Consider the following 17,832-nt stretch of genomic DNA (forward strand, 5'->3'; position numbering starts at 1 on the left):
GCGCTCACGCCGGAGAATCGGAACGAACGCGAAGGCCCGCCCCGTCCCGGGCGGAACCTGCCCGTGGATGGTCAGCGGATTAGGACGGTTCCGTGACAGTTCTGCGACGTCGCCCCGGGGAGGCTTTTTCGGCCCTTCAGGGACCCGGCGTGTTCGTCACCTGTTCGGTCCTCATCGGGAAGTAGACGCTGAACACGGACCCGTCGCCCGGGGCGCTTTCCACAGTCATGCCCCCGCTGTGGCGATTGACGATGTGTTTAACGATCGCAAGCCCCAGCCCGGTGCCGGGCCTTTCCCCGCTTTTCTGGCCCTCCACGCGATAGAAACGCTCTGTAAGCCGGGGCAGATGCTCCCGGGCCATTCCGGGCCCGTAGTCCCGCACGGCGATCGAGACATAGCGCGCCCCGATCGCCCGATCCGGTGTCAGAAGCGACAATCGCGTCGCCCCCGGCAGCCGGGCACCCGCGGCCGCGTCCGCCTCCAGGCCGCTTCTGAGCGTCAATTCGACCGTTCCACCCACGGTCGAATATTTGATGCCGTTGTCGGTCAGGTTCTGGATCACCTGGACGATCTCGTCACGATCGCCTGTGATGGTCGCCTCTCCAGGCTCGACGTTCAGCAGAACCGTCACACCCTTTTCCTGCGACAGGACACTGATGGCATCGACGACGTCCGACGCCGCGCGTGCCAGATCCACGTGACCGGATGGCGGGATGTGCTCGTTCAGTTCGATCCGGCTGAGCGACAGCAGGTCCGCCACCAGCCGGCTCATCCGTTCGGCCTGGGCCGCCATGATATCAAGGAACCGGTCGCGGGCTTTCGGATCGTCCCGGGCATGCCCCTTCAGGGTCTCGATGAAACCGCTGAGGGACGCCAGCGGTGTGCGCAGTTCGTGGCTGGCATTGGCCAGAAAATCGACGCGCATGAGCTCCATGCGTCGCACATCGGTCTCGTCGCGCAGCCCAAGCAGCGCCATGGGGGCCCGCTCCGGCGCAGGCAACGGGCGAACCCACGCCTTCCAGTGCCGGGTTCGGGCCCCGGCGGCGTTGTAGTCGGTCGTGCGCCCCACACCGCCAAACAATGCCTCATCGACCGCCTCGAGAACGTTCGGATCGCGCATGGCCGACACCAGCAACGCCCCCTCGCGCTGGATCCGCAGCAGGTCGCGCGCGGCTCGGTTGGCCAGCACGATACGCCTCCCTGCGATGTCATCCGCCTCTCCTCCGCTGACGATCATTACCGGGTCGTCGAGCGCCTCGAACACGCTGTCCAGCAGGGCGGCGTCCTGGGGCGGGGAGACCGCGCCAAAGGCGTCCTGGGCCGGCATCGCCCGGTTGCCATCCGCCGGCGGCCGGCGACTGCCCAGCCAGGTCACGATTCCCACCACGGCCGCTCCGCCACCCAGCCATGCCGCCATGTCCGGCCGCATGGCCGCCAGGACCAGCATGATGATCACAGCAATGCCGCCGCTCGTACCTGCGGTCCAGATTCTGGAACTCGCCAGGGGAGCGACGGGCGACGGCGATTCATCAAACGGCATGACGTCGGGGTCCTGTCGCAACGGGCATCAGGGAACAGAGGAGCTGATCCTGACGCGCATCCCGCGAAAGTGTGAGTGAATTTGCAATCATAGACGGTCAACCGCCGGGAACCGGATCACGGTCGATCGATCCGTTTCCGACATGCACCGGTTTTTCACCTCTATGCGACAGATTGTTGGTTCAAGAGGGGAAGTGACGCTGTTGAACGCGTTCGTAGGCAGCCTTGTGGTCCACCACGACTGGCGGCTGATGCTGCTGGCCACGGCGATGTGCGCGGCCGGGCTGGCAACCTGCTTCGCTCTGATTGGCATGGCAGCGCAGAGCCCGTCCCGAAAGAGAGCTCTCCTTGCGGGGGCGGCCAGCCTGGTCGGCGGGCTGGCAGTCTGGGCGGCCCAGTTCCTCGGGATGCTCAGCTACCGCTCGGATGCCGTAACACGCTATTCGACCAACGAGACCTTGCTCTCGCTCGCGCTTGTCGTCCTGAGCTTCGGGGCGGCGATCGGACTCTATCTGAATGGTCGCGGTCGGCACGTGTTTCTGATTGCCAACCTTCTGGCGTTCCTCGGCGTTGCTGCCATGCACTTCATCAGCATGGCCGCGCTACGGATCGAGGGTGGCATGCTGGTCTGGGACGCGCCCGTCGTGGCCGGCACTGTCCTCTTCGGCATGTCGTGCGGCGTCTGCTCGGCGGTCTGGACAAGACGCCAGACCTGGTGGCGGATCCCCTTGAATACTGCCCTGGCGACACTCAGCGTCATCGTCCTGCATTTCGGGGCGATGTCGGCTGTGGCGATGATGCCCCACCCTACGAACGCCTTTACCGCAGCCGACATCTCCAGCTCGGGTCTGCTGGTCTGGGTCGTGGGCGGCGCGACCGTGGTGGTTGGCATGGCCGCAATCGTCACCGGGCTTCGCCTGTGGGGCCGCGCGACATCGCTGGACCAGTTGCGGGAGGCGATCGACACCATGCCCGACGGCCTGGGGTTCTATGACGCCAATGACCGTCTCCTGATCTGGAACGCCCGCTATGCGGAGGTCAATCCGGAAGTGTCAGCCGCCCTCGACGTGGGGGTACGCTTTCGCGACATGCTCCAGCTGGGAGTCGACCAGGGGATCTATGAGGACGCGATCGGGCGTGAACAGGAGTGGATCGAGGAGCGCCTGACCGCCCGACGCCGCCTCTCCAACTCCAAGGAGCAGAAGATCGCCGGTGGCCGCTGGCTCAGGGTTCAGGATCGCAGAACCGCCGAAGGCGGGATCGTCACGGTCGTGAACGACATCACCGAGCTGAAGCAGGATGCCGAGGCCCTTGCTCTCGCCCGCGACGCGGCAGAAGCGGCCAATCGCGCCAAGTCCGAGTTTCTGGCCAATATGAGCCATGAGATCCGCACGCCGTTGAACGGCGTGATCGGCCTGACCCAGGCACTCGCCCGAACGGAACTGGCTGCCGACCAGCGCGAGATGCTGGAGCTGATACAGTCCTCCGGCCAGACCCTGCAGGTCCTGCTCAGCGATATCCTCGACCTCGCCCGGGTCGAATCCGGGCGTCTGGAGCTGGCCGACGAGCCTTTCGACCTCTCACGGGCCGTCCACGATGCTGCCCAGCTCTACGCCACACCGGCGCAGGACAAGGGGCTGCAGTTCTTCGTCGAGGTGGATCCAGCGGCCGCCGTCTGGGTGCGGGGCGACGTGGTCCGGCTGAAACAGATCCTCACCAACCTTGTTTCGAATGCCGTGAAGTTCACTGCCGCAGGCTTTGTCAGCCTGACGGCTTCCGTGGGCACCGACCCGACGGGTCAGGCCCTGCTCCGCTTTACGGTGGAGGACACAGGCGTCGGGTTCGACGGTGCCGCAAAGGCGCGGCTGTTCACCCGGTTTGAGCAGGCCGATGGAACCATCACGCGCCGGTTCGGCGGAACCGGGCTTGGTCTGGCGATCTGCCGTCAGCTGGCGGCGCTGATGCACGGTGACCTGGACTGTGAGAGTGAACCGGGTGGGGGCTCCGCTTTCATCCTGACCCTGCCGCTCGTGCCCGCCGAGGCCCCTGCCCCTGCCGAGTCAGCCGCCGAGATTTCGATGGATCCGGCAGCGCCCCGTCTGAAGATTCTGGTCGCCGACGATCATCCCACCAATCGCAAGGTCGTCGAGCTCATCCTGGCCCAGGTTCCCGTTGACCTCGTGTCCGTGGAAGACGGGGCCCAAGCCCTGGAAGCCTGCCGCAACGAGCCCTTCGATCTGGTCCTCATGGACATGCAGATGCCGGTGATGGACGGTCTGACCGCGGTTCGGGAGATTCGCCTGCACGAGACCACCCACGGCTTGCCGCGCGCACCGATCGTCATGCTGACAGCCAACGCCCTGCCCGATCATATTGCCGCCGGTCGGGCGGCCGGGGCGGACCGCCATCTGTCCAAGCCTTTTGACGCGACCGAACTGCTCAGCCTCGTCATTGACCCCGCAGGTCTCGGTCGCTCGATCGCGGCCTGATCCTGGCTCGCTCGACTGCCGGAGCTGTCGGCAACTATTCGTAGCCGTGGGCAGCTTCGTTGATCACCTGCGATGGCATGCGCGAGAAATCGACGCTGACGGGTGCAGCCGCCTTCATCTGGAAGGTCTTGATGACATGTTCCAGACGGCGCCGGACCTCGCGCTCCGAATCCGAACTCGCGTCCAGGTTCAGCGGGGCCAGACAGAAGTCGATGATGGCCTGCGGGCGGCTCAGGGGTTCCATGGGTCTCTCCTCAAGGCAGTGCGCCTGCCTTCAGAAACCACGACCTTGTCATTTTACACACCCCTATTCGCCGGCGCATGAAGTCATGTTGTCATATATTGGCTCTTGATGTTCTGTCACACTATGACAATCTGGCTCCATGAGCCCAGGCCCCGATCACAAACTCTTCCTCGGGGCACGGCTCAAGCGCATGCGTCGGGATCGGGGCCTGACCCAGACCGCCATGGCGGCCGACCTCGGGGTGTCCCCCAGCTACCTCAACCACATCGAACGGAATCAGCGGCCGGTCTCGGCCCAGCTTCTTCTGCGTCTGGCGGCGACCTACGATGTCGATCTGCGCAGATTGGGGGAAGAAGGGCCGGCCGGTGAGGCCGCGCTGTCCGAAGTCTTCTCCGACCCCCTGTTTCAGGGACTGGCGGTTCCCCGCCATGAGCTCCTCCATCTCGTTGACGAGGCCCCCGGCGCGGCCGAGGGCCTGTTGCGGCTCTACAGGGCCTTTTCGGATCAAAGGGACCGTGCCCGGGCGGCGGTCATCGACGGCGAGCCGTCGGCCGGAGGGCCCTCGCCGGCCGACTGGGTCCGCGACCATATCCAGTCGCGCGGGAACCATTTCCCGGAACTCGACGCCCTCGGGGAGGCTTTGCACGCCTCCCTGGACCCCACCGGGACCGGCGACGGTGTCGCCGTCCTCGCCCGAAACCGGCTCGCCACACGGCACAACCTGGCCGTCCGGGTCATGCCGGCGGAGGTCATGGTTGAGTGGACGCGGCGCTTTGATCCCCACCGCCGTCGCCTCCTGCTGTCGGAGACCCTGTCCCATGCGTCGCGTGCCTTCGCGATCGCTTATCAGCTGGCTCTGGCCGAACATGATGCCGAACTGAATGCACTGGCCGATGCGGCCCGGCCGCCGGACGACACCAGCCGGGCCCTGCTCAAGGTCTCACTGACGAACACGCTCGCCGCCGCGATCCTGATGCCCTATGCGCCCTTCCAGCGCATGGCGGAGGCGACCGGCTACGACATTGCGCGGCTGGAACGCCGTTTCGGTGTTTCGTTTGAACAGGTCGCTCATCGGCTGACCACCCTGTCGCGGCCAACGGCGCGGGGCATCCCCTTCTTCCTGATCCGCATCGATCAGGCGGGCAATATCTCCAAGCGATACGCCGCCGGGGCCTTTCCCTTCGCCCGGTTCGGGGGCGGCTGTCCGCGCTGGCGGCTTCACGACGCCTTCCGGACCCCGGGCCGGCTCGTCACCCAGATCATCGAGACGCCAGACGGCGGCCGCTGGTTCACACTCGCCCGGACGGTGGAACGTCAGGGCTATGACGGCCCCGGCGAGAACCACGGCCTTGCGGTCGGCCTGGGTTGTGAGCTCAGGGACGCTTCCCGCCTGGCCTGCGCACGGGGTCTGGATCTGACGGCCCCCGAGGTCACCCTCATCGGACCCGCATGCCGGCTGTGTCACCGCCATCCCTGTGCAGAACGCGCCGCCCCGCCCGTCGACCGGGCCCTGACCGTGGATGACTGGTCCAAGTCCGTCAGCCCCTGGCCTTTCGCGGCGGCCTGACGCCGGAATCAGAAGAGCCGCCCCGGGGGTCCGGGACGGCTCCTGAAATCTTCGTGGCCGCTGTCGATCAGACCCGCGGGACGCGGGGCTTGGGCGGGGGCAGCAGACCCTCGCGCTGGGCGCGCTTGCGGGCCAGTTTGCGGGCGCGGCGCACGGCCTCGGCCTTCTGGCGGGCGCGCTTCTCCGAGGGCTTCTCGTAGTGCACGTGGCGCTTCATTTCGCGGAAGCTGCCTTCGCGCTGCATCTTCTTCTTGAGGGCCTTCAGCGCTTGATCGACGTTATTATCGCGAACGAAAATCTGTACCAGGTTGAACTCTCCTTTGGCTGCCCGCCGCGTCCTTGAGAGGCGGGCAGACAAATGAACGTAGTGTTCGGGGGCAAGGGCCCTCGAATGAAGGCGTGCCGTTACACCAAGCCTCCGGCCATGTCCAGATCGTCGCGGTGTTCCCGCAGCGCTCGCCGGGGGCTCCGGCTCGCGGTAGTCTGTGGGCATGATCGAAGCGCCACACCTGTCAAATGCCCCCGGGGCCGGGCCCGACTGGGCGGACCGCATGGAGCAGTCCGTGCTCGACGCCGCCGTCCGGCTGGCCCCCACCCGGGGCTGGAACAGCCGTCTGGTGCGCGCCGCCTGCGCGGAGAACGACCTCAGCGAGGGGGATCAGGAGCTGCTGTTGCCCAACGGCGCACGCGATCTGGCCGCCCTGTTGTCCCGCCGGCACGACGCCCGTGCCCTCGAGGCACTCGGCGACCCGGGGACCATGAAGATCCGAGCGCGAATCGCGGCGGCCGTCTCGGCCCGGATGGAGGCGGGCGCGGCCGATCTCGAGGCGACAAAACGGTGCGCGGGCTTTCTGGCCCTTCCGACGAACGCCGACCTTTCATTGTCCCTCGCCTGGGAGAGCGCCGACCATCTGTGGCGCTGGGCGGGCGATACCACGACCGACTGGAATCACTATTCCAAGCGGACCATCCTGTCCGGCATCCTGATCCCGGCCCTGACCCTGCGCTGGTTCGAGGGGCGGGAACGCGCCGAAGCCTTCGTCTCCGCCCGGATCGACAACGTCATGGCCTTTGAAAAGTGGAAGGCGGGCAAGGATTTCGAGGCCCCCGTCCGACGGGCGACCGAACTGCTTTCGCGGCTGCGCTACGGCCGGGACAATCCCCTCCCCTGACGGCCCGTGATCGCGGCCCTGTTTGGCGCTAAACTGCGCCCATGATGACCGCCGCCGAAGTGATCGCCCTGCTGGACCTCCAGCCCCATCCCGAGGGCGGATATTATCGCGAGACGTTCCGCGACCCCCGAACGGTCGAGGGTCGCTCGGTGGGGACCGCCATCTACTTCCTCCTCGCAGAGGGCGAGGCCTCCCACTGGCATCGGGTGGACGCCACCGAGATCTGGCATTTCCACGCCGGTGCCCCGCTGGAATTGCGGATCGCGGGCACCGCGGCTCAGACCCTCGTGCTCGGCAATGATCTGCTCGCGGGTGAGCGTCCCCAGGCGGTGGTTCAGTCCGGTGCCTGGCAGGCTGCGCGCCCACTCGGAACCTGGACGCTCGTCAGCTGCACGGTGTCCCCCGGATTCGACTTCGCCGGATTTGAACTGGCCCCCGCAGGCTGGGAGCCGCAACCGGCAGGAAGGTGATGGCAGACGCGAAGACAAAACCGACGGCCGCGTCGGTCGACGAATTTATCGCCTCGGTGGACAATCCCGGGCGTCGGGAGGATGCGCAGGCGATCGTTGCCCTGCTCGCCGAGGCCTCGGGCGAGCCCGCCACGATGTGGGGGACGTCGATCATCGGCTTCGGCCGCTATCACTACCGCTATGACAGCGGCCGCGAAGGCGACGCCCCGCTGGTCGCCTTCTCTCCGAGAAAGGCCAATCTCGTGCTGTATCTGGCGGGAGAAGACCCGGCCCGCAGCGCGCTTCTGGCCCGCCTCGGCCGCCACCGGACAGGGCAGGCCTGCGTCTATCTGGACCGCCTGTCGGACGTTGACGCGGACGTGGTGCGAGATCTGGCCCGGCTGTCGATCCAGACCCTGAAGGCCCGCTACCCCGGCTGATCAGGCGGCCATGCGCAGATCGTCAAAGGCCGCGTCCGCTGCCCGGGCCTCGTCCCACAGGGCGTCCTCGTCAGAGTAACGCGCGCTGGCCCGGGCATCGATGACATCGATCACCTGTTCTTCCAGCCGGTCCCAGATCACGGCCAGATCGCTGCATCCCTCGGCCTCGCAGGGGACGATCAGGTAACGGCTGGCGTTGATGCGGGCGGTGGGGGCGAAAGCGCGGGCCATGGTGTCTCTCCGGTCTCTGGGTTTGCCGATGAGACCGGTATAGGAAGATGATACGTCAGAAGCGGACGTATCATTCGCGGCAGACCTGTAAATGCGGCACGACAAGACAGCGCTCGTTCTGGAACTCGCCCGCCGGATGGCCGCGTCTGCCGAGGGCCTCACGCTGGACGAGATGGCGCAGGAGTTCGGGCTCGGTCGGCGAACCGTCGAACGCATGCGTGATGCCGTGATGCAGCTGTTTCCGGCGGCGGAGGAAGTCCCCGACTGGCCGTTCAAGCGCTGGCGCATCCGGGGCGGCCTGTCGGCATTTGAACAGGCCCCGACGACGGCCGAACTGGTCGAACTGACCAAGGCAGCGCAAGGGCTGCGTGCCGCGGGCGAGGCCGGGCGGGCGGCGGCGCTGGAAGGCCTTGAGCGCAAGCTCAAATCGGCCATGCGCTCGACGACGCTGAACCGTCTGGCCCCGGATCTCGAAGCCCTCGTCCGGGCCGAGACCATCGCCGTCCAGGCCGGCCCAAGACCCGGAGCCGACGAAACCATGCTGGCAACGATCCGCGGTGCGGTTCTCGCCCAGTCGCCGCTGGGCTTCACCTATTCCCGTCCCGGCGCGGAGGACCGACGGCGATCGGTCGCGCCGTGCGGCGTGATGTTCGGCCGGGCCAACTATCTGGTCGCGGCCGACCGGGAGAGCGGCCGGATCCAGACCTTCCGCCTCGATCGGATGAGCGCGGTGGAGGCCCAGTCGGGCTTCGCCCCCCCGCCCCCGGGCTTCGACCTGTCCGCCTTCGCCAGCCAGTCCTTCGGCATCTATCAGGACGAGATCGAGGATGTGGTCCTGCGGGTCACCCCCTCCGGAGCCGCCGAGGCGCGCGGCTGGCGCTGGCACCCGACCCAGACCCTGGAAGATGAGGCTGACGGGGGCGTGATTGTCCGCTTCCGCGCCTCGGGCATGCGCGAGCTGGCCTGGCATCTGTTCACCTGGGGCGAACAGGTGACGATTGTCGCCCCACCCAGGCTGAAGGCCGTGATGGCGGGGGAACTGGCGGCCGCCCGGCGAGCTCTGGATGCGATGCCATGATCATGGCTGTTCATGAGCCATCCTTAACGTGATCGAGCGGCGGGCGGAGGCTATGGCACCGTCCGGACAGACCGGAGCCAGCCATGCGTGCCCCTGCGATCGCCCTTGCCCTTTGCCTTCTTGCCGGTTGCGCCGCGGCCGGCCCCCCTTCGGCGCCTGCCATCGCTCCGCAGCCGTCCGCCTCCCCCGTGGCCGTACTGGTCGAGCGCGACGGCGACCGCTGGACCGCCGACCTTGCCCTGAACGCCGACGCACCGGTGTGGGCCTTCCAGCGCTCCGCCCTGCTGCGCGTGGGACGCACACCCTGGCGCCCGGCGTGGTGGGCGGTCGAGACGCCCGGTGTGATTCTGGACCGGCAGGGCCGCTATGACGTGCTGAGAACGACCGACGGCGCCCCGCTGCCCCGTCGCATCCGTCTTCGAATGACCCCGCAGGCCGGAGACCTCGAAGCCGACTATGATCCCGCGCTGATATTCTCGGATGGGGCGGTGGCGCTGTACTCTGGCCAGTTCGACCTGTTCCCGCTGACTTCTGTCGAACAGGCGCGTGCCCTGCCCCTCGACCTGAATGGTGTCGATCTCCCCGGTAGCGGACCCGCCGAGGTGACCTGGCGCGATCGGGCCGGGCCGGTTCTGTTCAAGGGTCAGCGGCTTGATCGGGTCACCGCCATCGACGCGGACACCTATGTCCTGTTCGGCCGAGCCGTCACCGACGAACGGCCCGGCGTCACCACGGTGATCGACCCGGCCCTGCCGGGCTGGCTGGCCGCACAGCTTGCGGACTTCACGCCGTGGGTCATGCGATACTATGCGGACCGTATGGGACCTCAGTCCGGCCCTGCGCCGACGCTGATGGTCAGCTGGACGGGCCCCACCCGTAGCTTGTCCAGTATGGGCGGAAGCGTGCTGCCCGGCCTGATCTCAATGAATTTCGAGGGCGAAGGCGTGCTGGACCCCGAGCCGGCCGCCCTCGCCCGGGCCCGCTGGTTCATCGGCCACGAGAGCGCTCATTTCTGGCTGGGCTCGAACGGCCTGAAATACGAGTTCTCCCGCGACGCCTGGATTACTGAAGGCGGGGCGGACCTCATGGCCGTCCGGGCGCTCGGCGTGCTGGATCCGGCCTGGGATGCCCGCGCCGAGCTGCAACGCGAGGTCGACGACTGCATCCGGTTGGCGACCGGCCTGCCAGTGGCCAGTGCAGGCGAGCGCGGGGACAACCGGGCCTACTATGCCTGCGGGGCTGCCTGGAGCCTCGCGCTCGAGGGCGCACGTCGCGAGCGAACAGGCGGGAACTTCTTCGACGTTCTGGCAGACTTCAGGCAGCGCAATGCCGACGACGGCGTCCTGACGCGCGAGGAGTGGCTGGACACACTGACCCGGGAGTCGCGCGATCCCTCGCTCCGCATCGGCATCGAGCGGATGCTGGACGAGGGCTCGGACAACCCCGCCAGCGAGATCGCCCGCCTGTTCGAGCGGACCGGCGTGGCCTTCCGGATGGACGGCAGCCGGGTCGTCCTGACGGACTGAGACCTACCGGCCGCCACCCCCCATGGCCGCGGCGAAGCTCTTCCAGCTCAGTTTGACGTCGGACAGGGCCCCGGCGCGGAAGGCCCGTCCGGCCAACCAGACCATCAGCAGGGCCACGATAAACATGCCCGCCATGGTGCCCGCGATCTCGATCGGTGGCGGCCCCGACGGTGCCCGGGCGCTCATCAGGAAGGGCGTGAAAAACGGGATCCAGGACATGATGCGCACGACCGGGGCATCGGGATTCACCAGCGCCATCTGGACCACCAGAATGGGGATCACGAGCACCATCATGATCGGTCCCATCAGCGTCTGGGCATCGCGCGGGGTCTCGCAGAAGGCCCCGATCGCGGCGAACAGCACCGCGTACATCAGATAGCCGCCCACGATATACGCCGCGAAATAGAAGATCAGTCCGTCCGTCATCAGCACTGCGCCGACATCGGCCGCAACCGAAGGCGCGGCGGCAATCAGTCCCGCAGCGCCGATTCCCCCCAGACGATCAGCACCGACAGGGTCAACATCGCCACGCCCAGTACCTTGCCGGTCAGGATCTCGGTCGCCGAGGCTGAGGACAGCAGGACCTCGAGGATCTTGTTCGACTTCTCCTCCATGACGCTGTTCAGCAGGATGGAAGCCCCGGTGATGATCAGCGACCACAGGATGAAGCTGAAGGCCAGACCGATGATGCCGGGCAGGCGGTCACGGAAGGACACCTCACCGCCGCTGGCCGAACGCGGTGAGAAGACGCTGATCTCGGGTCGGAAGGCGTCGGCGCGCTCCACAACGGCGGCATCGATGCCGGCCGCTCCCAGCACCGTGTCCCGATTGGCATCCCGCAGGGCACCCCGAACAAAATCCTCGACCGTATCGTCGGTGGCCCGGGCGGCCCAGACCCGCGCGCTCGGCACGCCCCCTGCCCGGCTCAGGAAAACAACGGCGTCCAGCCGCTCGTCCTTGGGCGTCTCATCCGTCAGATAGCGCCGCAGCAGGGCATCCTGCTCCGGTCCCGGCTGGCTCGTCGCCAGATCCTCAGGTGCGGATCTGATACGCATCCGCGGGCCGCCGAGCGAGGCGAGCGCGCTTTCCGCCGATCCTGGAGGAGCGCCTGTCGAAGCCGCCGCCTCGCGAGCGCGGGTGTCCCGCCGCTCGGCATCGGCGGTCAGGGCATCCCGGACCGCCGCTGCGAGTCCGGTTGCCTCCGGCCCCTCCTCGATCAGAACCACGGCTCGGACCGGATCAGCCCCCCGCATCAGCAAGGGCAGGGCTCCGCCGAGAACCGCGAACAGCGGGAACGCCAGCAGGGACAGCCAGAACCCGACTGTGCGGGCATAGGCAAGGAATTCGCGGCGCGCGATCAGAAGGACGCGGTTCATCGGGCCAGCTCCGGAGATGCTGCAGGACGGGCGACGCTCTGGTCCTGGTCGGGATGATCGCCGGTCAGGGAGATGAAGGCATCATGGAGCGTCGGCTCCTTCAGTTCGAAGCGCCGGACATCCAGACCGCTGAGGAAGGCCGTCTTCAACGCTTCCTGTCCGCCTGCACCACTGGCCAGACTGCCCTTCAGCACCCGGACACCGTCCCGTTCAGAGACGATCTCGACACTCGTCACGCCCGGCAGACCGGCTACGGCCTCGGCCGTGATCTCACCCTCCAGCTCCAGGAACCGGCGGGACGTCGCCCGGGCTTCTGCCACGGTCCCGTCGAATGCTTTTCTTCCGCGCGCCATCAGGACGACCTGATCGCACAGACGTTCGGCATGCTGCATCACATGCGTCGAGAACAGCACGGTCGCGCCATTGGCGGCCAGATCCCGGATGACGGTCTCCAACCCCTGCTGATTCACCGGATCAAGACCGCTGAAAGGCTCGTCGAGGATCACGAACTCCGGCCGGTGCACCACCGAGGCGATCAGCTGGACCTTCTGGGCCATCCCCTTGGACAGCTCCTTCATCTTCTTGTTGCGGGATGCCCCGAGTTCCTGGGCCTCCAGCATCTCGCGCGCGCGGCGGCGGCCCTCGCCGGTCGGCAGCCCCTTCAGCGAGCCGAAGAAGGCGATGGCATCGACCGGCGTCATCTTCTTGTAGAGACCGCGCTCCTCGGGGAGGAAGCCGATGCGGTCCCGCACCTTGCGACCGTCAGTGGCTCCGAGGATCTCGATCCGGCCACTGGTCGCCGGTTGCAAGCCCAGGATCATCCGGATGCTGGAGGTCTTGCCCGCGCCGTTGGGCCCCAGAAAGCCGCAAATGGCCCCTTTCTCGACCTTAAAACTCAGGTCGTTCACGGCCTGAAAGTCGCCGTAGCGTTTGCTCACGCCGTCCAGCGTCAAAGCCGCCATGGTCGCCCCCCCCGGTTCCTCTACCCCCAAGGGTTAGCAAAGGAGGCTTTACAGGGGAAGCCCGTTCACAGGCGCGGTCTGGTCAACCTGCGGCCGGAAAACCGACCTCGACCTGGAACGTCTCTCCCACGACCCGGGCCGGATTGACCTGGTCCCCGCCGCGACGGACCTCGAAATGCAGATGAGGCCCGGTGGAATAGCCGGTGGACCCGACCAGGCCGACCCGCTGGCCACCTGCCAGCCGATCGCCCGATGCGACGTCGATGCGACTGAGATGGGCGTAGAGGGTGGTCATGCCGTTCGGGTGACGCATCTCGACGAAGTTGCCGTACCCGTCGGGCTGTCGGCCGATCCGGACGATCCGACCCTCGGCCGCCGCGTAGACGGCCGTGCCCTGCGGGGCGGCGATGTCCACACCCTTGTGCATTCGCGCCCCCCGCTCGCCGCCCAGCCGGCGCATCCCGAAGCGGGAGTTGATGGCAAAGCCGCGAACCGGCTCCTCAAAGACGATTGGCCGTGTCATCGGGCCGGCCGGCTCTGCCACGGCTGTCACCGGTGGCGACTCGGGCAGCTCCGGACTTCCGGGACCGGATGTGGACGTCGCGGGGGCCATGGCCATGGCCCCGACCGCCACACCGGCAAGGATGAGGGTCTGTCCGGACTGGGTCAGCAGGGATTGAAGGAAGGGAGGGGAAAGGGTCATGCATCCGTCGGCGGAGCGCTCGTTCGAGCCTGGAAGGCCCGGCGTGCAGATCGCTGACCGGCAGCGCACCCCGGGGCGAGGCGTCCTTCTACGGTTCGATGGGGCGACTTTGGGGCACCGCCTGCGAAAGGATGTCGCAGGCGCGGAACCCGCAAACGAAAGCGCGCCGGTCCCGGGACCGGCGCGCCTTGTCAGTTTCTGGCGTGACCCTAGAGCGGAAGGGTCAGCGTCACCCCGCCCAGATGGCTGTCGGCGTGGTCGCCGAACCGGCCCCGATAGCCGATTTCCACCTCGATTGGCCCGAGGTCACCGCGGATGCCGGCCGAAGCCAGAACCGACCCACCGAAGGGATCGTCGAAGCCCCGCGACAGAACCTGGGCCGGATTGCCCTGGATGCCGACACGGACGGCGTCCGAACTGTCGTCGAGGCTGTCGCGGTAGCCGCCCTCGACGAACACGCCGAAGCCACCCATCTCGCTCTCGGCACGCAGCGCGACCTCGCCGGTCACGCCCTGTACGGTGCGGTCCCGGTACTCATACGAGGCGGCCGCCCCCTGTTCGACATACCCGTCGACATCGGAGCTGGCCCAGGTCACGGCCACCCGGGGCGACAGGGCGATGCCCCCCATATCGAACCACAGGCCACCCTGAGCCCGGGCCCCGGCGCTGAAGCCCCGCGTGCTGGCCGTCTGCACCAGCGGCGCGAGGCTGCTGATCCGGTCGATGTCGTTGTAGTCATCGCTGGCCGCGCCCGCGGCGACGTTCAGGAACAGGTTGTCCGACCGCCAGCCGCCGTAGACGTCAAGACCGAGGGTCTGGACCTCGAAGCTCAGAGGACCGGCCTCGACCTCGGCGTTGCGATAGCTGCCGGCAAGGCCGAACCGCATCGTCTCCGTGCCCGACTCCAGCATCATCCGCGCCCCGTAACCGTCCGACCGGGCCGAGCCGACGGAGCCGCGGGCGTCGGTCTCACTGCTGTCGTACAGTCCCTCAACCGAAATGGACGTCCCCGACGTCCAGGCGTCGCGACCGGAAAGGCGGGCGCTCGAGGCATCCAGCGCGTCCTCGCGGTAACGGTAAGCCGTCTCGCCCTGCAGGGTCGAACCGGCCGCCCGATCGCCATAGTAGAGGTAGTCGTCGGCCAGGGCGGCAAACAGCCTGTGCCCCGCCGCCGTCGGATGCACCCCGTCGAAATACAGATAGCTGTCAGGATTGGAGCAGACGCTGGTCCCCGTAAAGCAGGACTGCGTCACGTTGGTAAACCCGAACCGCCCGGGATCGGCCGCCAGCAGGTCACTGACCTTGGCGACGTCGAACAGGATGATATTGGTGCCGGGACGGGCGCGCGCGGTGGCCAGCAGCGCGGTTTGCAGACCGCTGTTGAACGTCGACCCGGCATAGTCGGCCAGGGCGGCAAGCGGGGTCGGACGGAACTGCGGTGTCAGGCCCAGACGGGGCAGATTGGTGACCAGCACCGTCCCCGCACCGCGCGAGGCGATACTGTCGACGATGAAATTCATGTCGGCGACCGCCGCGTTCAGCACCGGCGCGATATAGCCGGTCGGGTTGCCCTGGGCTGCCGGTGGCAGGACCGCGAAGGCTCCAAGGCTCTGGAAGATGTTGTTGGCCCCGCCGAGGACACTCACCAGGTCCTGGCTGCCGAAGGCTCCACCTGCCGCAGTGTAGGTCGTCAGCTGCTGGCGCATGCCGGGCGGGAAGGCGACCGCATTGTCCGTGCGCGAACCGCCATAGGCGTAGTTGATGCTGCCGGTGACCGGCCCGTTGAAGTTGGCGGCCGTGAAGCCCAGCAGCTCGGTGAAAACCGGGCCGTTCGAGAACCGGCCCTGGAAATAGGGGGGAGAGGATGGAACGGTCCGGCCACTGGCCAGATACAGGTTTCCGTTATCGCTCAGACTGTCGCCGAACACGACAAGACGGCCGTAGGACTGGGCCGAGGCGGTTGTGGCGAGGGCCGCAGATGCGGCCAGGGTCAGCGCAGCCAGGGCTGCGCCGCGAAGATAGCGTGACATGGTTTCCTCCCATCGGCCGTCCGTTTCGCGGCCGTTAACCAGCAGTCTGCGCCGTCTGTGGACAGACGCAAGATGCCGCCGGGGAAGGTTCTAGTGCAGAAGGCGGAACCGCAGCGTGCCACCAAGGCCCTTCAGCACCCGCAATGCCTGCGGATCGTAGTCGCGATCCACGTCCGTAATCACATAACCCGTGCGCTCATCCGTCTTCAGGTGCTGGCCCAGGATGTTCAGGCCGGCCGCCGAAAGCTCGCGGTTCAGCTCGGCCAGAACGCCGGGCTGGTTCCGGTGGATGTGCAGGATCCGGTGGCCGCCCGTGACCTCGGTCAGGTGCACATTGGGCAGGTTGACGCAGAAGGTGGTGTCACCCCGGTTCAGATAGCCCAGCAGCCGCTCCGCCGCGAATTCGGCGATGGCTTCCTGCGCCTCCTCGGTTGACCCGCCGATGTGCGGCGTCAGGATGACATTCTTCAGGCCCCGCAGCGGACTGTCGAAGGGGTCGGCATTGGTCCGGGGCTCCTCCGGGAACACGTCCAGCGCCGCCCCGCCCACCCGGCCCGAACCGATCGCCTGGGCCAGGGCCCCGATATCGACCACATGGCCCCGCGACAGGTTCAGGAACAGGGTCCCGGGCTTCATCGCCTGGAACTGGGCCGCCCCGATCAGGTTCGTGTTCTCGCGCCGGCCATCGACATGCAGGGACACCACATCCGACTCCGCCAGCAGGGCGTCCAGCGACCGCATCCGTTTCGCATTGCCCAGCGCCAGCCGCTCCGACAGATCATATAACAGGACCCGCATCCCCAGGGCCTCGGCCAGCACCGACAGCTGCGACCCGATGGCGCCATAGCCGACGATCCCCAGCGTCTTGCCCCTGAGCTCGCGCGAGCCCTCGGCCGACTTGTTCCACCGGCCGGTGTGCATGGCGGCCGACTTGTCGACCACGTCCCGCATCAGGGTGATGGTGAGGCCGATGGCCAGTTCCACCACGCTGCGGGTGTTGGAATAGGGGGCATTGAACACCGCCACGCCGCGCCCCGCCGCCGCATCCAGATCGATCTGGTTGGTCCCGATGCAGAAGGCCGCGATGGCCAGCAGCCGGTCCGCCTCGGCCAGGACACGCTCGCTGACATTGGTCTTGGAGCGGATGCCCAGAACATGGACGCCCTTGATCCGCTCGATCAGATCATCCTCGTCCAGCGCGCCCTTCAGGGTCTCGACCGAATAGCCCGCCTCCTCCAGCCGTTCGACCGCGGCGGGGTGGATGTTTTCCAGCAGCAGCATGCGGATCCGGCTGCGCGGATAGGACCAGCGCCCGGCCAGCCCTTCGGCATGCAGGAGTTCGTCGATCGAACGCGCCTCGCTGTCGGCCACAGCGACGACCTTCTCGCGTCGGGCGATCTCGGTGAAGGCGTGAAACCGGTCCGCCGCCCCGGCCAGCTTGACCTCGGCGTCGTTCCAGCCGTCCCCGACCATCACCACCGGCCCGGTCAGGCCGAGGGCCCGGATGACTTCGGGCTTGCCATTCGCATGCGACAGGGGATTGGCATCATCGACACCCGTGACCCGGCCCTCGGCGTCGTAGACCAGGTCGTTGCACAGCACCCGCTCCGGTGCCACGCCCAGACGTTCAGCGACGGGAGCGATGATCTCGCGGAATCCGCCGGACAGGATGATAATCCTGCTGGCGTTCTCGTTGAAGAATCGCAGGTTGCGCCGAACCGAAGGCGTGCCTTCGTCCAGAATGCGGTCTGCGAGCGCCTCCACATGACTTCGGGTCAGGGGCAGCAAGGCCAGCCGCGCACGGAGCGCCTGGCCGAAATCCAGCTCACCGGCCATGGCCCGGTCCGTCAGGGACGCGACCTCAGCCCGGATGCGTCCCGCGTCCTCATGCCCGTCCAGGGCGATGTCGGCGAGCGCTTCCAGCGTCTCGATGCGGACGAGCGTGGAGTCAAAATCGAAGATCAGCGTCGGAGCGGCGGCCATGCCCCTCTTTCGCCGACCTTCGCTAATGCAGCAACGGCTTTGT

17 protein-coding genes and 1 pseudogene are annotated in these 17,832 nt (G+C 67.3%); 7 read left to right on the plus strand and 11 right to left on the minus strand.

What is annotated here, in order from left to right:
- Positions 1–136: 136 nt before the first annotated feature.
- Entirely contained in the window at positions 137–1,540 is a 1,404-nt protein-coding gene (locus SJY26_RS15355; RefSeq protein ID WP_396593854.1) for a sensor histidine kinase, read from the minus strand.
- A 193-nt stretch (positions 1,541–1,733) separates the two neighbouring features.
- On the opposite strand from SJY26_RS15355, the gene SJY26_RS15360 reads away from it, so the two are divergent.
- Complete coding sequence (locus SJY26_RS15360; RefSeq protein WP_396593855.1) at positions 1,734–4,028, plus strand: ATP-binding protein; 2,295 nt, start codon at positions 1,734–1,736, stop codon at positions 4,026–4,028.
- 34 nt (positions 4,029–4,062) lie between these two features.
- Here SJY26_RS15360 and SJY26_RS15365 read toward each other — a convergent pair whose 3' ends face one another.
- Complete coding sequence (locus tag SJY26_RS15365; protein ID WP_396593856.1) at positions 4,063–4,272, minus strand: hypothetical protein; 210 nt, start codon at positions 4,270–4,272, stop codon at positions 4,063–4,065.
- 139 nt (positions 4,273–4,411) lie between these two features.
- On the opposite strand from SJY26_RS15365, the gene SJY26_RS15370 reads away from it, so the two are divergent.
- Positions 4,412–5,839 (plus strand): short-chain fatty acyl-CoA regulator family protein, encoded by a 1,428-nt coding sequence (locus SJY26_RS15370; RefSeq protein WP_396593857.1) that lies wholly within the window; start codon positions 4,412–4,414, stop codon positions 5,837–5,839.
- A gap of 67 nt (positions 5,840–5,906) precedes the next feature.
- On the opposite strand, the gene rpsU is transcribed toward SJY26_RS15370, so the two are convergent.
- Positions 5,907–6,146, minus strand: a complete 240-nt coding sequence (gene rpsU / locus SJY26_RS15375) for a 30S ribosomal protein S21 (protein WP_305636115.1) — start codon at positions 6,144–6,146, stop codon at positions 5,907–5,909.
- A 184-nt stretch (positions 6,147–6,330) separates the two neighbouring features.
- On the opposite strand from rpsU, the gene SJY26_RS15380 reads away from it, so the two are divergent.
- Genes SJY26_RS15380 through SJY26_RS15390 form a run of 3 tightly spaced genes read left to right on the plus strand, consistent with a single transcriptional unit; the run spans position 6,331 to position 7,900 of the window.
- Positions 6,331–7,011 carry a COQ9 family protein gene (locus tag SJY26_RS15380; RefSeq protein ID WP_396593858.1) on the plus strand — a complete coding sequence of 227 codons (681 nt, stop codon included), beginning with the start codon at positions 6,331–6,333 and terminating at the stop codon, positions 7,009–7,011.
- Positions 7,012–7,055: 44 nt separating this feature from the next.
- A complete protein-coding gene (locus SJY26_RS15385; protein WP_396593859.1) occupies positions 7,056–7,481 on the plus strand; it encodes a cupin domain-containing protein in 426 nt (141 codons plus the stop codon).
- On the plus strand, positions 7,481–7,900 hold the full coding sequence (locus SJY26_RS15390; protein WP_396593860.1) for a DUF1801 domain-containing protein: 420 nt from the start codon (positions 7,481–7,483) through the stop codon (positions 7,898–7,900). Before SJY26_RS15385 ends, SJY26_RS15390 begins: the two co-directional genes overlap by 1 nt.
- Here the strand turns inward: SJY26_RS15390 and SJY26_RS15395 are convergent, their stop codons facing one another.
- Positions 7,901–8,131 carry a hypothetical protein gene (locus SJY26_RS15395; protein WP_396593861.1) on the minus strand — a complete coding sequence of 77 codons (231 nt, stop codon included), beginning with the start codon at positions 8,129–8,131 and terminating at the stop codon, positions 7,901–7,903.
- Positions 8,132–8,222: 91 nt separating this feature from the next.
- Here SJY26_RS15395 and SJY26_RS15400 point away from each other — a divergent pair, with 91 nt between their 5' ends.
- Positions 8,223–9,209, plus strand: a complete 987-nt coding sequence (locus SJY26_RS15400; protein WP_396593862.1) for a helix-turn-helix transcriptional regulator — start codon at positions 8,223–8,225, stop codon at positions 9,207–9,209.
- Between the two features lie 83 nt (positions 9,210–9,292).
- Positions 9,293–10,735: a hypothetical protein gene (locus SJY26_RS15405; RefSeq protein WP_396593863.1), complete on the plus strand. Its 1,443-nt coding sequence runs from the start codon at positions 9,293–9,295 to the stop codon at positions 10,733–10,735.
- 3 nt (positions 10,736–10,738) lie between these two features.
- Here the strand turns inward: SJY26_RS15405 and SJY26_RS15410 are convergent, their stop codons facing one another.
- The 7 genes and pseudogenes from SJY26_RS15410 to SJY26_RS15440 all read right to left on the minus strand — a co-directional run.
- The gene (locus SJY26_RS15410; protein ID WP_396593864.1) at positions 10,739–11,161 is read right to left on the minus strand and encodes an ABC transporter permease; all 423 of its coding nucleotides are present in this window, start codon (positions 11,159–11,161) and stop codon (positions 10,739–10,741) included.
- A 44-nt stretch (positions 11,162–11,205) separates the two neighbouring features.
- Positions 11,206–12,111 carry an ABC transporter permease gene (locus SJY26_RS15415; protein WP_396593865.1) on the minus strand — a complete coding sequence of 302 codons (906 nt, stop codon included), beginning with the start codon at positions 12,109–12,111 and terminating at the stop codon, positions 11,206–11,208.
- On the minus strand, positions 12,108–13,073 hold the full coding sequence (locus SJY26_RS15420; RefSeq protein WP_396593866.1) for an ABC transporter ATP-binding protein: 966 nt from the start codon (positions 13,071–13,073) through the stop codon (positions 12,108–12,110). Before SJY26_RS15420 ends, SJY26_RS15415 begins: the two co-directional genes overlap by 4 nt.
- A gap of 82 nt (positions 13,074–13,155) precedes the next feature.
- Complete coding sequence (locus SJY26_RS15425) at positions 13,156–13,776, minus strand: M23 family metallopeptidase (RefSeq protein ID WP_396593867.1); 621 nt, start codon at positions 13,774–13,776, stop codon at positions 13,156–13,158.
- A 209-nt stretch (positions 13,777–13,985) separates the two neighbouring features.
- A complete protein-coding gene (locus tag SJY26_RS15430; protein ID WP_396593868.1) occupies positions 13,986–15,806 on the minus strand; it encodes an SGNH/GDSL hydrolase family protein in 1,821 nt (606 codons plus the stop codon).
- A 90-nt stretch (positions 15,807–15,896) separates the two neighbouring features.
- On the minus strand, positions 15,897–17,126 hold the full coding sequence (serA, locus tag SJY26_RS15435; protein WP_396595784.1) for a phosphoglycerate dehydrogenase: 1,230 nt from the start codon (positions 17,124–17,126) through the stop codon (positions 15,897–15,899).
- Between the two features lie 135 nt (positions 17,127–17,261).
- Positions 17,262–17,789: pseudogene (locus SJY26_RS15440) on the minus strand (HAD family hydrolase); the annotation flags it as partial.
- Positions 17,790–17,832 lie beyond the last annotated feature (43 nt).

This window comes from Brevundimonas sp. R86498 (assembly GCF_044598075.1).
Classification (GTDB): domain Bacteria; phylum Pseudomonadota; class Alphaproteobacteria; order Caulobacterales; family Caulobacteraceae; genus Brevundimonas.

Excerpts from the sequence above, each read along its gene's own strand:
- SJY26_RS15355 (WP_396593854.1), bottom strand. The coding sequence starts at position 1,540 with ATGCCGTTTGATGAATCGCCGTCGCCCGTCGCTCCCCTGGCGAGTTCC.
- SJY26_RS15365 (WP_396593856.1), bottom strand. The coding sequence starts at position 4,272 with ATGGAACCCCTGAGCCGCCCGCAGGCCATCATCGACTTCTGTCTGGCC.
- SJY26_RS15370 (WP_396593857.1), top strand. The coding sequence starts at position 4,412 with ATGAGCCCAGGCCCCGATCACAAACTCTTCCTCGGGGCACGGCTCAAG.
- SJY26_RS15380 (WP_396593858.1), top strand. The coding sequence starts at position 6,331 with ATGATCGAAGCGCCACACCTGTCAAATGCCCCCGGGGCCGGGCCCGAC.
- SJY26_RS15385 (WP_396593859.1), top strand. The coding sequence starts at position 7,056 with ATGACCGCCGCCGAAGTGATCGCCCTGCTGGACCTCCAGCCCCATCCC.
- SJY26_RS15390 (WP_396593860.1), top strand. The coding sequence starts at position 7,481 with ATGGCAGACGCGAAGACAAAACCGACGGCCGCGTCGGTCGACGAATTT.
- SJY26_RS15395 (WP_396593861.1), bottom strand. The coding sequence starts at position 8,131 with ATGGCCCGCGCTTTCGCCCCCACCGCCCGCATCAACGCCAGCCGTTAC.
- SJY26_RS15400 (WP_396593862.1), top strand. The coding sequence starts at position 8,223 with ATGCGGCACGACAAGACAGCGCTCGTTCTGGAACTCGCCCGCCGGATG.
- SJY26_RS15405 (WP_396593863.1), top strand. The coding sequence starts at position 9,293 with ATGCGTGCCCCTGCGATCGCCCTTGCCCTTTGCCTTCTTGCCGGTTGC.
- SJY26_RS15410 (WP_396593864.1), bottom strand. The coding sequence starts at position 11,161 with ATGACGGACGGACTGATCTTCTATTTCGCGGCGTATATCGTGGGCGGC.
- SJY26_RS15415 (WP_396593865.1), bottom strand. The coding sequence starts at position 12,111 with ATGAACCGCGTCCTTCTGATCGCGCGCCGCGAATTCCTTGCCTATGCC.
- SJY26_RS15420 (WP_396593866.1), bottom strand. The coding sequence starts at position 13,073 with ATGGCGGCTTTGACGCTGGACGGCGTGAGCAAACGCTACGGCGACTTT.
- SJY26_RS15425 (WP_396593867.1), bottom strand. The coding sequence starts at position 13,776 with ATGACCCTTTCCCCTCCCTTCCTTCAATCCCTGCTGACCCAGTCCGGA.
- SJY26_RS15430 (WP_396593868.1), bottom strand. The coding sequence starts at position 15,806 with ATGTCACGCTATCTTCGCGGCGCAGCCCTGGCTGCGCTGACCCTGGCC.